General features: G+C 70.9%; 11 protein-coding genes. 10 read left to right on the forward strand and 1 reads right to left on the reverse strand.

Annotated elements, in window-relative coordinates; translation table 11 throughout:
- Positions 1–476 precede the first annotated feature (476 nt).
- The 8 genes from QSK30_RS32450 (at position 477) to QSK30_RS32485 (ending at position 9,857) form a co-directional block, all read left to right on the forward strand.
- Positions 477–806, forward strand: coding sequence for a PadR family transcriptional regulator (locus QSK30_RS32450; protein ID WP_285508814.1), 330 nt, complete (start codon positions 477–479; stop codon positions 804–806).
- Complete coding sequence (locus tag QSK30_RS32455) at positions 803–2,020, forward strand: DUF1700 domain-containing protein (protein ID WP_285508816.1); 1,218 nt, start codon at positions 803–805, stop codon at positions 2,018–2,020. The genes QSK30_RS32450 and QSK30_RS32455 overlap by 4 nt, the downstream gene beginning before the upstream one ends.
- Before the next feature lie 229 nt (positions 2,021–2,249).
- The gene (gene kdpF, locus QSK30_RS32460) at positions 2,250–2,336 is read left to right on the forward strand and encodes a K(+)-transporting ATPase subunit F (RefSeq protein ID WP_285508877.1); all 87 of its coding nucleotides are present in this window, start codon (positions 2,250–2,252) and stop codon (positions 2,334–2,336) included.
- Positions 2,336–3,985, forward strand: coding sequence for a potassium-transporting ATPase subunit KdpA (gene kdpA, locus QSK30_RS32465; protein WP_285508818.1), 1,650 nt, complete (start codon positions 2,336–2,338; stop codon positions 3,983–3,985). Before kdpF ends, kdpA begins: the two co-directional genes overlap by 1 nt.
- Positions 3,982–6,057 carry a potassium-transporting ATPase subunit KdpB gene (gene kdpB / locus QSK30_RS32470; RefSeq protein WP_502871923.1) on the forward strand — a complete coding sequence of 692 codons (2,076 nt, stop codon included), beginning with the start codon at positions 3,982–3,984 and terminating at the stop codon, positions 6,055–6,057. Before kdpA ends, kdpB begins: the two co-directional genes overlap by 4 nt.
- Positions 6,058–6,061: 4 nt before the next feature.
- The gene (gene kdpC / locus QSK30_RS32475; RefSeq protein WP_285508820.1) at positions 6,062–6,670 is read left to right on the forward strand and encodes a K(+)-transporting ATPase subunit C; all 609 of its coding nucleotides are present in this window, start codon (positions 6,062–6,064) and stop codon (positions 6,668–6,670) included.
- A gap of 8 nt (positions 6,671–6,678) precedes the next feature.
- Entirely contained in the window at positions 6,679–9,177 is a 2,499-nt protein-coding gene (locus tag QSK30_RS32480; RefSeq protein ID WP_285508822.1) for a DUF4118 domain-containing protein, read from the forward strand.
- Complete coding sequence (locus tag QSK30_RS32485) at positions 9,174–9,857, forward strand: response regulator (RefSeq protein WP_285508824.1); 684 nt, start codon at positions 9,174–9,176, stop codon at positions 9,855–9,857. The genes QSK30_RS32480 and QSK30_RS32485 overlap by 4 nt, the downstream gene beginning before the upstream one ends.
- 293 nt (positions 9,858–10,150) lie before the next feature.
- On the opposite strand, the gene QSK30_RS32490 is transcribed toward QSK30_RS32485, so the two are convergent.
- On the reverse strand, positions 10,151–10,894 hold the full coding sequence (locus tag QSK30_RS32490) for a CAP domain-containing protein (RefSeq protein WP_285508827.1): 744 nt from the start codon (positions 10,892–10,894) through the stop codon (positions 10,151–10,153).
- 91 nt (positions 10,895–10,985) lie between these two features.
- Here QSK30_RS32490 and QSK30_RS32495 point away from each other — a divergent pair, with 91 nt between their 5' ends.
- Together QSK30_RS32495 and QSK30_RS32500 are read left to right on the forward strand one after the other, a co-directional pair.
- Positions 10,986–11,363 carry a hypothetical protein gene (locus QSK30_RS32495; protein WP_285508829.1) on the forward strand — a complete coding sequence of 126 codons (378 nt, stop codon included), beginning with the start codon at positions 10,986–10,988 and terminating at the stop codon, positions 11,361–11,363.
- A 290-nt stretch (positions 11,364–11,653) separates the two neighbouring features.
- Positions 11,654–13,147 carry an alkaline phosphatase family protein gene (locus QSK30_RS32500; protein ID WP_285508830.1) on the forward strand — a complete coding sequence of 498 codons (1,494 nt, stop codon included), beginning with the start codon at positions 11,654–11,656 and terminating at the stop codon, positions 13,145–13,147.
- The last annotated feature ends 31 nt before the right edge of the window (positions 13,148–13,178 follow it).

Raw genomic sequence — 13,178 nt, forward strand, 5'->3', positions numbered from 1 at the left:
AACTCACTTCGTGCGGGGCCCCTAGAGCACCGCGGTGGTGAAAAAAGGGCGGGTGAAGGGCATCCCCACCACACGGCAAGTTTAGCGGTGCTCTCCCCCCACACGAAGTGAGTCCACTGAATCGAGCGCATCCGTAGCGGGTGTTGCGTGGGGTGGGGCTTGAGAATTAGAGATGAAGGAAAAGAGGAAAGGAAAAGGGGGGAAGGGGCGGGAAGGGCCGGGAAGGGAGGGAAGGGAAGAGTCAGGACGAGCCGGGGCGGCGGTCGCGGGAGCAGTTGGGCGCTTAAAGGCACCTGGGGCACCTAGGCGCCGGCGGTGGTGGCTGCGCGGTGGGTGGCTGTGGTCGGTGGGGTGGGGCGGGCTAGCGCTCGGGTGGGGAGCGGGTCTGGGGTGGACGGCTTGCCAAGGGGGCAGTGTCTTGCGCGGTAGTGCGCTATGCGCAATAGTGTTTACAGCGCGATACCGGGAGGGGGCGCATGGACACCAGTCAGTTGCTCAAGGGTGTGCTGGATCTTGCCGTGCTGGCTGTGCTCAGGGATGAGGACGGGTACGGCTATGACGTGCTCCGCAGGCTGCGGGGTGGGGGGATGGAAGAGGTCGGGGACGCGTCCGTCTACGGGACGTTGCGCAGGCTGTACCGGGCCGGGTTGCTGACCTCCTACGTGGTGCCCAGTGACGAGGGTCCGCATCGGAAGTACTACGGGGTGAACGACGCCGGGCGGGAACGGCTCGTGGAGTCGGAGCGGGCTTGGCGGGCGTTCGCCGAGACCTTGGACGGGATCTTGACGAAGGGGGCCGTGGCGTGAGCACCGAGACCGGGACGCGCCCGGAGCTGGTGGACTACCTCGCCCGGGTCCGGGCGGCGCTGGCCGACCTGCCGGGTGATGAGTTGGCCGAGGTCATGGAGGACGTCGAGCCGCACGTGATCGAGGTGTTCGATGAAGCGGGCACGGGGGAGGAGGTCGTGCGGAGGCTGGGTACGCCGGAGGCCTACGCCGCCGAGCTGCGTGCCGCCGGTGGGTATCCGCCGCCGTTCACCGACGTGCTCACACCGGCGCGCCGCACCTGGTCCGCGCGGTACGCGTTCTGGATGACCGGGTTCACCACCGCGGTCGCGTTCGTCACCGGGTTGGCCAACTTCGGTGGGGGTGGCGGTGCGAAGTTCGCCCCGCTGATCGGGTTCGCGATCCTGTTGGCCCCCGCGCTCTGGTCGATCTTCACCGGTGCGGTGCGGCGCGCGGACATCGAGGCCCTGCCGGAGTACCGGTTCGCCCTGCGCAAGGGGCGGGGGCTGGTGGCCGTGCTGCCCGAGCCCGTGCTGGCCTACTTCCGGTCGCTGCGGCCGGCCTGGTGGCTGGTGCGCGTGCTGCTGGTCGCGGTGGCCGTGCTGGCGGCCCGGTCGTCGTCGGCGGTGCCCGTGCTGCTGGTGGCCGTGCTCGTCTCCTGGGCCGGGCCCCGGTCGCGGACCGATCGCCGGTTCCTGCCCGTCTCGGTGGTGGCAAACGCTTTCCTCACCGGTGTGGTCCTCGCGCTCGTCGCGACCGTGCTGTTCGGGGCGAGCTCGTCCGCCCGCGGCGACTACGGGTACTACCCGGGCCCGCCGGTGGGGCTGACCCACGACGGCGACTACCTGTCCAATGTGTACGCGGTGGACGGCGACGGCAAGGCGATCCCGGAGTTCTACCTCTACGACGAGAACGGCAACCCGCTCAACGTGCGGGTCGACACCTGTGGTGACGGGCGGTACCGGGAGCCGCTGTACCGCAACCGCTTCCCGCTGCCGGAGGTCGACTACCGCGACGGTCGCTGCGTGGAGAGCACCGGGCTGCCGTTCGTCCCGCTGCCGCCCAACCCCAGCGGTGGCCGAGCACCTTCGGCGACCTCTCCGACCACCGCGCCCTCGATCACGACCACGCCCTCGGTCACCGCCACGCCGTCGGCGCCCACCACGGCGCCCACGACCACTGCGCCAACCACCACTGCACCCACGACCACCGCACCCCCGACCACGACCGGGTAACCGCGGTCACGGCGCCGTCAAGACGGCGTAAAAGCGGCTGGTCGGCACGTCAAGGAGCCGTCAGGTTCCCTCAAGCCCGGCCGTGGGAAGAGCACGCTCTCCCACGGTCGGGCCGCCACCGGGGCGGTCCGGTGGAGAGGGGAAACCCGATGGCCGACCTGGCCTACGCCGCCCTGTTAGTCGGCGGTTTCCTGGCCCTCGCGCTCACCCTGCGCGGGCTGGAGAAGCTGTGATCGCGAACGTCGTCGGCGGTGTGCTCGCGCTCGCCCTGGTCGTGTACCTGTTCGTCGCGCTGATCCGCCCGGAGAAGTTCTGATGCCGGGCCTGCTGCAGCTCGGCCTGCTCCTCGTCGCGCTCGCGGTGGTCTACAAGCCGCTGGGCGACCACATGGCCAAGGTCTACTCGTCGGAGAAGCACTGGCGGGTCGAGAAAGCCGTCTACCGGGTGACCCGGGTCGACCCCGGGTCGCAGCAGCACTGGAAGACCTACGCGTCCGCGGTGCTCGGGTTCTCCGCGGTGTCGGTGATCCTGCTGTTCCTGCTGCAGCGCCTGCAATCCCTGCTGCCGCTGGACTTCGGCCGCGGTCCGGTGCCGGTCGGCGTCGCGTTCAACACCGCGATCAGCTTCGTCACCAACACCAACTGGCAGTCCTACGTCCCCGAGTCGACCATGGGCCACACCGTCCAAATGGTCGGCCTGACGGTGCAGAACTTCCTGTCCGCCGCGGTCGGCATGGCGGTGGCCGTCGCGCTGGTGCGCGGGTTCACCCGCTCCGGCACCGACCGGATCGGCAACTTCTGGGTCGACCTGGTGCGCGGCACGATCCGCGTCCTGCTGCCGATGGCCTTCATCTCGGCCATCGTGCTCGTGGCGCTGGGCGTCACGATGAGCCTCAAGTCCGGTGTGGACGTGGTGAACCCGGACGGCTCCAGCAGCACGATCGCGCTGGCGCCCACCGCGAGCCAGGAGGCCATCAAGGAACTGGGCACCAACGGCGGCGGTGTCTTCAACGCCAACTCCGCGCACCCCTTCGAGAACCCCAACGGCTGGACCAACCTGGTCGAGATCTTCCTGATCATGGTCATCCCGGTCAGCCTGACCCGCACCTTCGGCGTCTTGGCGGGCAACCGCAGGCACGGGTACGTGCTGCTCTCGGTGATGGGCGCCATCTGGGGCGCCATGCTCGCGGTGATCTGGTGGGCCGAGGCGCACCCCAACGGGCCGGCGGCGCTGCTCGCGGGCGCGGCCATGGAGGGCAAGGAACAGCGGTTCGGCATCGCCGGGTCCGCCCTGTTCGCCAACGCCACCACCGGCACCTCCACCGGCGCGGTCAACGCCATGCACGACAGCTTCACCGGCCTCGGTGGCGGCGGCACCATCCTCAACATGCTCTTCGGCGAGCTGACGCCGGGCGGCGTGGGCACCGGCCTCTACAGCATCCTGATCATGGCCGTGATCGCCATGTTCCTGGCGGGCCTGATGGTCGGCCGCACCCCGGAGTACCTCGGCAAGAAGCTGGGCAGGCGCGAGGTCACCTGCGCGGCCATCGCCATGCTCGCGATGCCGACCGTGGTGCTCCTCGGCGCGGGCGCCGCGCTGGTCCTGCCCGCCACCACGGGAGTCCTGAACAACCCGGGCGAACACGGACTGTCCGAAGTGCTCTACGCCTACGCCTCGGCCGGCAACAACAACGGCAGCGCGTTCGCGGGCATCACCGTCACCAGTGATTGGTTCCAGACCACGCTCGGGCTGTGCATGCTGTTCGGCCGGTTCATCCCGATCCTGGCCGTGCTCTGCCTCGCGGGCTCGCTGGCCGCGCAGAAGACCGTGCCGCGCACCGCGGGCACGCTCCCCACCACCGGCCCGTTGTTCGCCACCATGCTCGGCGGCACAGTCGTGCTCGTCGCGGCCCTCACCTTCATCCCGGCGCTCGCGCTCGGTCCCATCGCGGAGGCACTGGCGTGACCACCACCGAAACCCTGCGGCACACCGAACCCGAGGCCGCGCCCACGGCGAACACCGGCCGCGTCGGCGCGGGTGTGTTCAACCCCCGGCAGCTGCTCACCTCGCTGCCGGACGCGCTGCGCAAGCTCGACCCGCGCCACCAGGCGCGCAACCCCGTCATGTTCGTGGTGTGGGTGGGCTCGCTGCTGGTGACCGTGTTCGCGGTCGCCGAGCCGAGCGGATTCACCATCGCGGTCGCGATCTGGCTGTGGTTCACCGTGCTCTTCGCGAACCTGGCCGAGGCGGTGGCCGAGGGCCGGGGCAAGGCGCAGGCGGAGTCGTTGCGCCGCACCAAGCGCGACACGATGGCCCGCAGGCTGGTCGAGGGCGGCGAGGAACTCGTCTCCGGCGCCCTGCTGCGCGTCGGCGACCGGGTCGTGGTCGAGGCGGGCGAGGTGATCCCCGGCGACGGCGACATCGTCGAGGGCATCGCCACCGTCGACGAGTCGGCCATCACCGGCGAGTCCGCGCCGGTGATCCGCGAGTCCGGCGGCGACCGGTCGGCGGTCACCGGCGGCACCACGGTGCTCTCCGACCGGATCGTGGTCCAGATCGCCACCAAGCCCGGCGAGTCCTTCGTGGACCGGATGATCGCGCTCGTCGAGGGCGCGCAGCGGCAGAAGACCCCGAACGAGATCGCGCTCACCATCCTGCTGTCCACGCTGACGATCATCTTCCTGCTCGCCGTCGTGGCGCTGCAGCCGATGTCGACCTACTCCGGCTCGCGGCAGTCGGTGACGGTGCTGACCGCGCTGCTCGTCTGCCTGATCCCCACCACGATCGGCGCGCTGCTGTCCGCGATCGGCATCGCGGGCATGGACCGCCTGGTGCAGCGCAACGTCCTGGCCACCTCCGGCCGCGCGGTCGAGGCGGCCGGTGACGTCAGCACGCTGCTGCTGGACAAGACCGGCACCATCACCTTCGGCAACCGCCGGGCCACCGAGCTGTTCCCGGTCGGCACCGCCACCGCCGCGGACCTGGCCGCCGCCGCGCGGTTGTCCAGCCTGGCCGACGGCACGCCGGAAGGCCGCAGCATCGTCGAGTTGTGCGTCGCCGAGCACGGTCTGCCCGCCGAACCGACCCAGGCCGAGCGGGCGGGGGAGTCCGTCCCGTTCACCGCGCAGACCCGGATGAGCGGCATCGACATCGGCGGCAGGCAGATCCGCAAGGGCGCCGCCAGCGCGGTGCGCGCGTGGGTGGGCGAGCAGGGCGGTGTCGTCCCCGACGAGGTGCACGAGATCGTCGACCGGATCGCGGCCGAGGGCGGCACGCCGCTCGTGGTGGCCGAGGGCCCGGTGGTGCGCGGTGTGGTGCGGCTGTCCGATGTGGTCAAACCCGGCATGCGCGAGCGGTTCGCCGAACTGCGTGCGATGGGCATCAGGACGGTCATGATCACCGGCGACAACGCGCTGACCGCCAAGGCCATCGCCGGGCAGGCGGGCGTCGACGACTTCCTCGCCGAGGCCAAGCCCGAGGACAAGATGGCCCTGATCCGCAAGGAGCAGGAGGGTGGGCGGCTGGTCGCGATGACCGGCGACGGCACCAACGACGCCCCCGCGCTGGCCCAGGCCGACGTGGGCGTGGCGATGAACAGCGGGACCATGGCCGCCAAGGAGGCGGGCAACATGGTCGACCTCGACTCCGACCCCACCAAGCTGATCGAGGTCGTCGAGATCGGCAAGCAGCTGCTGATCACCCGCGGCGCGCTGACCACCTTCAGCATCGCCAACGACCTGGCCAAGTACTTCGCGATCCTGCCCGCCATGTTCGCCGCGGTCTACCCGCAGCTGGACAAGCTCAACATCACCCACCTGCACTCGCCCAACTCGGCGATCCTGTCCGCGGTGATCTTCAACGCGCTGGTCATCGTCGGGCTGATCCCGCTGGCGCTGCGCGGCGTGCGCTACCGGCCCGCGGGCGCCCAGGCGCTGCTGCGGCGCAACCTGCTGGTCTACGGCCTCGGCGGCATCGTGACGCCGTTCGCCGGGATCTGGCTGATCGACCTGCTCGTCCGACTCCTCCCGGGAATGTGACGCCATGACCCAGCTGTTCAAGCAGAGCGCCGCCGGATTGCGGATGCTGCTCCTGCTCACCGTGATCACCGGCGTCCTCTACCCGCTCGCGGTGTGGACGGTCAGCAGGCTCCCGGGGCTCGAGGCGAACGCGGAGGGGTCGGTGGTGACCGTCAACGGCACCGCGGTCGGCTCCGAGCTCATCGGCCGCGACCCGGTCGCGAGCGACCCGGCGAACGACCCGTGGTTCCACAACCGGCCCTCGGCGGGCTCCACCGACGCCCTCGGCCCGGGCGACCCGAAGACCTCGGGCGGATCCAACAAGGCGACCGGCAACGCCGACCTGGTGGCCAAGGTCCAGGAGCGGGTCGACCTCATCGCCAAGCGCGAGGGCGTCGACCCGGCCAAGGTCCCCGCCGACGCGGTGACCGCCTCGGCCTCCGGGCTCGACCCCGACATCAGCCCGGCCTACGCCGAGCTCCAGGTGCCCAGGGTGGCGCGGGTGCGCGGGCTGACCGAGGATCGGGTGCGGGCCCTGGTCGCCGAGCACACCTCCGGCCGGGGGCTGGGCTTCGTCGGGGAGCCGACGGTCAACGTGCTGGGCCTCAACCTCGCGGTCAAGGCCCAGGGGTAGGGAGCGAAGTGGCAGGACAGCCGCCGCGCCGGGGAGAGCTGCGCATCTACCTCGGCGCGGCGCCCGGCGTGGGCAAGACGTTCGCGATGCTCGGTGAGGCGCACCGGCGGGTCGAACGCGGGACCGACGTGGTCGTCGCCCTGGTCGAGACGCACGGGCGGGACAAGACCGCGGCCCTGGTCGACGGCCTGGAGGTACTGCCGCGCAGGCACACCGAGCACCGCGGGCACGCCCTGGAGGAGCTCGACATCGATGCGGTGCTGGCGCGTGCGCCGGAGGTGGCCGTGGTCGACGAACTCGCGCACACCAACGTGCCCGGCTCGCGCAACGCCAAGCGGTGGCAGGACGTCGAGGAGCTCCTCGCGGCGGGCATCGATGTGCTCTCGACGGTCAACGTGCAGCACCTGGCGAGCCTCAACGACGTCGTCGAGCGGATCACCGGCGTGCCGCAGCAGGAGACCGTGCCCGACGAGGTGGTGCGCCGGGCCGAGCAGATCGAGCTGGTCGACATCACCCCGGAGGCACTGCGCCGCAGGCTCGCGCACGGCAACGTCTACCCGGCCCGGCGGATCGACGCCGCGCTGGGCAACTACTTCCGGCCCGGCAACCTCACCGCGCTGCGCGAGCTGGCGCTGCTGTGGGTGGCCGACCAGGTGGACGTCGCGCTGCGCCGCTACCGGGCCGAGCAGCAGATCACCGACACCTGGGAGGCGCGCGAGCGGGTCGTCGTGGCGATCACCGGTGGCCCGGAGAGCGAGACCCTGATCCGCCGCGGTAGCCGGATCGCCGCGCGGGCGGGCGCGGAGCTGATGGTGCTGACCGTGCTGCGCGGTGACGGTCTCGCGGGGATAGCGCCGCAGGAGACCGCGCGCTACCGGACACTCGCCGAGGACGTCGGCGCCACCTTCCACTCGGTGGTGGGCGACGACGTGCCCGTCGCGCTGCTGGACTTCGCCCGCGGTGTCAACGCGACGCAACTCGTCATCGGCACCTCCCGCCGCTCACGGATGGCGCGGTTGTTCGACGAGGGCATCGGCGCGGCCGTCGTCAGCCGCTCCGGTCCGATCGACGTGCACATGGTTACCCACGACGAGTCCGGTGACGGTCTGCGCGCGCGGCTCACCGGGAGCCCGCTCGCGCCCACGCGTCGGGCCATCGGGTGGACGTTGGCGCTGACCGCGCCCGCCTTGGCGACGTTGATCGGTGTGGTGCTGCGCGAGGAACTGATCCTGTCGACCAACGTGGTCGACTACGTCCTCGCGACTGTTGCGGTTGCGCTCGTCGGCGGGCTCGGTCCGGCGTTGCTGGCGTCAGTGCTTTCCGGCGTGCTCTTGAACTTCTTCTTCACTGAACCGCTCTACACGCTGACGGTCAACGCACAGCAGAACGTCGTCACCTTGGTCGCGATGGTCGTTGTCGCTGTCCTGGTCGCTCTTGTGGTCGACACCGCCGCGCGGCGCGCAACGCAGGCAGCGCGGGCCCGTACGGAGGCTGCACTTCTGGCCTCTTACGCGCGCACCGTACTCACTCACCCACACCCTCTAGAGCGCTTGCTGGAGAAGGTGCAGGAGAATTTCTCCCTCACTTCCGTGGCCCTCTTGGAGAAACGGGACGGCAAGTGGCATCGGGTCGCGTGTACCGGGCCGTCACCGTGCGACGAACCGGACGAGGCAGACGTGGATGTGCCGGTAACCCAAGAGGTCCACTTAGCACTGCGCGGCCGCAGACTCCCCGCTTCAGACCGAGGCGTCCTGGAAGCCGTTGCGGGTCAGGCTCTCTTAGCCCTCCGGCAGCAGCGGATGGCCGTCGAAACCGACACCGCCCGTCGCCGCGCGGAGACCACCGAACTGCGCACCGCCCTGCTCTCCGCCGTCGGTCATGACCTGCGCACGCCGCTGACCTCGATCAAGGCCGCTGCGGGGAGCCTGCGCGCCCCCGATCTCCAACTGTCTGAAGAGGACACAGCGGAGTTGCTGGCGACCGTCGAGGAGTCCGCCGACCGGCTCACCGGCCTGGTCGACAACCTGCTCGACTCCTCCCGCCTGGCCACCGGCGCCGTCGCACCCAGCCTGCGCGCCGTGACCTACGACGAGGTCGTCGCCCGCGCCCTGGCCGGGCTGGACGGCTGGGCGGGCGTCGAGGTCGACGTCGACGAGCTGCTCCCGCCGGTGCTCGCCGACCCGGGCCTGCTCGAACGGGTGGTCGCCAACGTGGTGGACAACGCCCTGCGGCACGGCGGCCCCGAGGTCGCGATTCGGGCCAGCGTGCACGCCGACCGCGCCGAGCTGCGCGTCGTCGACCACGGCCCCGGCCTGCCCAAGGGGACCGCCGACACCGCCTTCGCCCCGTTCCAGCGCCTCGGCGACCGCGACGCCACCCCCGGCGTCGGACTGGGCCTGTCGGTGGCCAAGGGCTTCACCGAGGCGATGGGCGGCACCATCCGCGCCGAGGACACCCCGGGCGGCGGGCTTACCGTGGTGGTGTCGCTACCGGTGGAGGTCCCGTGACCAAGGTGCTCGTCGTCGACGACGAACCGCAGATCGTCCGCGCCCTGCGGATCAACCTCACCGCCCGCGGCTACGACGTCCTCACCGCCCACGACGGCACCGCCGCCCTGCGCGCGGCAGCCGAGGGCAGACCGGACGTGGTCGTCCTGGACCTCGGCCTACCCGACATCGACGGCGCCGAGGTCATCGAGGGCCTGCGCGGCTGGACGGCGGTACCGATCATCGTCCTGTCCGCCCGCACCGACTCCGCCGACAAGGTCCGCGCACTCGACGCGGGCGCCGACGACTACGTCACCAAACCCTTCGGCATGGACGAACTCCTCGCCCGCCTCCGCGCGGCCGTCCGCCGTGGCGCCGCATCGGTCCCCGGCACCGAACAGGCCGTCGTCGAGACCAGCTCGTTCACCGTCGACCTCGCCGCCAAGAAGGTCTGGCGCGCGGAAGCGGAGGTGCACCTGACGCCCACCGAATGGGGAATGCTGGAGGTGCTGGTCCGCAACCGGGGCCGATTGGTCGCGCAGAAGCAACTGCTGCAAGAGGTCTGGGGACCCGCCTACGCCAACGAGTCGCACTACCTACGCGTCTACATGGCCCAACTGCGCCGCAAACTGGAACCGAACCCCGCCCGCCCCGCACACCTGATCACCGAACCAGGAATGGGCTACCGCTTCGAGCTCTAGTTCCTGTCCCGGAACTGCGGCACCCACCCTGCCGGAATGCCAACCCCATCCCGCTCCACCTCAACATCAACCCGTCCTGCCCGCCCCCGCTGGAACGCAACTCCCACAACATAATGCTCGATCTGGTGGACTTGCTTTGTCTGGGGAGAAAAGAGGCGCTAGCCTGGCCCAGGCGGTGGGTATCCCTTTCCCACCCGCTTTACCCACGGCGCCTCTTTTCTTAGGGGCCCCAGACAAAGCAAGTCCACCAGATCGAGCACACCGCATTCCCGGGCACCCCGAAGAGCCCGAAACTACCGCCCGAACACCTGCGTCCAATAGAACCCGTTGGCCACGAACCCCAGCCCCATCGTCTTCAGCCCGCAGTTCAAGATGTTCGCCCGGTGCCCAGACGACCCCATCCACGCGCTCATCACCTGGGCGGCCGTGCGCTGCCCCTTGGCGATGTTCTCCGCGCCCGGGCTCGGGTACCCGGCCGCCTTGGCGCGGTCGACGAAGGTGCGCCCGTCCAGGCTGGTGTGCGAGAAGTAGTTCTGCGCCGCCATGTCCTCGCTGTGCCCCTGCCCCGCCGCGTTGAGCCGGGCGTCGATGGCCAGTGGCGCGCAGCCAGCCTTGGCGCGCTCGTCGTTGGTGATCGCCAAGACCTGGCCCGGCATCGAGGTGTCCGCAGGCGGTTTGGGCGCCGTGGTCGTCGGCTTGACCACCGTGGTCGCGGTCGCCGTGGGTTTCGGCTGCGTGGTCGCAGTCGTGCTCGGCGCACTGGTGGTCGGCGCCGCGCTCGGGGTGGTGGTCGTCGTCGTGGGCTCGGCGGTGGAGCTGGGTGGGGTGCCGGTCGGCGACGCCGAGGGGTCAGCTGTCGTGGGCGCCGAGGGCGTGGGGGTGGTGGTGCGCTCCAGCACGTCGAGGGCGACCTGGTCGGGGGTGCCGTCGGCCACCTGCGGGGCGGACACCACCGTGCTCACCCCGGCCGTTCCGGCCCCAACCGCGAGGGCCACGAGCACGGCGGGTACCACTCCGGTCCGACGACGTCGTGTCACGGTTCGGCAACGTACCACTAACGGGTGAATCGCGGATCCCCGTCCGCACGGAACGTGTCAGCCGCTGGGCGGGGGTGACGACGGGGCCGTCGTGGTGGTCGTGGTCGGCGGGGGTGACGACTGGGACGTCCGGGTGGTGGTGGTCGTCGTGGTCGTCGGCGGCTTCGGCTGGGTGGTCGTGGTGTTCCCCGGGGCGGGCCGCTTGGTGGTCGTCGTGGTCGTCGTGGTGCCCGGCTCGACGGGGACGGTGGTGGTCGTCGTCTCCGGCGTGGTGGTGGTCGTCGTGTCGGTGGTGGTGGTCTCCGACGTGGTGGTCGGAGCGCTCGACGTGGTCGTCGTGGTCGTGGTCGCCACGACCTTCACCTGCTGGTTCCCCGGGGATCCCGCGTCGCTCTCGCCGGTGGCGAGCGCCGCCACGGCCGCGAACACGGTGGAGAGCACGATCCCCGCCACACCCAGGATCGCGTAGGGCGCGCGGCGCTGGCCGCTGCCGGGTGCGGACTCCTCGACGGGGTCGATCGGCTCGGACATGCGGGTCCTACCTCCCTGACGCAGCACAAGGCTTGTCGGCGCGGCAACGTACCACCCGGCGTGGGACGCCGGTCGAACCACCCGGTCAATCCAGTGAATACCGGGCACGGGGCGCTGGTTGTTCACCGGACGTTCCGCGCCCGCCCGATCGCCGGTTGTTGTCCACCACTTGTCTGTACAGGCAGGCTAGCGCGGTACTCGCCGGACCCCAGTACCTGGAGGAACCCCTTGCGGCGAACCACCCTGTCAGCCGTCGTCGTCGGCCTCGCGGCCTTCGTCGGCACCCTGGCCGCCCCGACCGTCGGCCACGCTGCGGCCCACCCGCAGAAAGTCCTGTTCATCGGCATAGATGGCCTGCTCTTCGACAAGATCGCCCCGGCGGACGCGCCGACCCTGGATGGTCTGATCGCCTCGGGATCGGCAGCCAAGACCACCCTGTACGCCAACCCGATGGCGCCCACGCTGTCCGGTCCCGGGTGGGCCACGCTGGCCACCGGAACTTGGCCAGACAAGCACCGGGTGCTCAGCAACAGCTGGGGCACCACGACCAACCTGGCGACCTACCCCGACTTCCTCACCCGGTTGGAGCAGGCCAAGCCCGGCCTGTCCACTTTCGCCGCGGCCACCTGGGACCCGTTGGTCGACGACTCCGCGGGCAAGGCGATCTTCTCCGGGTCGGTCGACCTGCGGGTCAACGGCGCCAACGACACCGACACCACCGACCGCGCCGCCGCCCGGCTGCGCGACGTCGGCCCGGACGCGAGCGTGGTCGTGCTCGACGACGTCGACGCCGCGGGCCACAGCTGCGGTGCCGCGTCCACCTGCTACCTGAACGCGATCGCGACCACCGACCGCCGGGTCAAGCAGCTCATCGACGCGGTCAAGGCCCGGCCGACCTACGCCGACGAGGACTGGACCTACCTGGTCAGCGCCGACCACGGCCACACCGACGCGGGCGGCCACGGCGGCGCCACCCCGCCGGAGCGCTCGTCGCTGATCATCCGCACCGGCCCGGGGGTCACCCCCGGCACGCCCGCGGTGGCGCCGAAGAACGTCGACGTGGCCGCCACGGTGCTCGCGCTGCACGGCGTGGCCATCCCGGCCGCGCTCGACGGCAAGGTCCTCGGCACCGCCACCGACGACCCATTCGACACCCTGATCGGTGCGCTCGGCGCCCGGGTCGACGAGACCGGCATCCCGGCCTCGGTCCGCGGCTGGACCAAGGCCACCCCGGCGGGCTGGTCGATCGACAACACCGGCCTGGGCACCGGCGGCGTCAGCGAGTGGCGCGGCTGGTCGTTCGCCACCGACGAGTTCTGGACCCGGACCGAGACGGGCCAGAGCCGCGAGACCAACGTGCGCGCCCGCGGCGTGTTCGCCGTCGCCGACTCCGACGAGTGGGCTGACAAGAGCTACTCCGGTTCGTTCAACAGCTCGCTGACCTCCCCCGCGTACCCGGTCGCGGGCAAGAGCACCGCGACTATCGGCTTCAGCTCGCACTACCGCAAGGAGGGCAATGAGACCGCCACGGTCTCGGTGTCCTTCGACGGTGGTGCCGCCCGCACCGTGCTCACCTCCACCGGCGACGCCATCGCCAAGATCGAGTCGCTCCGGGTGGCCGTCCCCGCGGGCGCCGCGAAGATGACCGTCACCTGGCGCCTAGCCGGCGGTGTGAACAACTGGTACTGGGCGGTCGACGCCCCGACGATCGCCACCGCCTGACCGCCACCGCCTGACCGCCTCCGACACGGGC

The sequence above is a fragment of the Actinokineospora sp. NBRC 105648 genome, from assembly GCF_030269645.1.
Taxonomy (GTDB): Bacteria; Actinomycetota; Actinomycetes; order Mycobacteriales; family Pseudonocardiaceae; genus Actinokineospora.

Excerpts from the sequence above, each read along its gene's own strand:
- QSK30_RS32450 (WP_285508814.1), top strand. The coding sequence starts at position 477 with ATGGACACCAGTCAGTTGCTCAAGGGTGTGCTGGATCTTGCCGTGCTG.
- kdpA (WP_285508818.1), top strand. The coding sequence starts at position 2,336 with ATGCCGGGCCTGCTGCAGCTCGGCCTGCTCCTCGTCGCGCTCGCGGTG.
- kdpC (WP_285508820.1), top strand. The coding sequence starts at position 6,062 with ATGACCCAGCTGTTCAAGCAGAGCGCCGCCGGATTGCGGATGCTGCTC.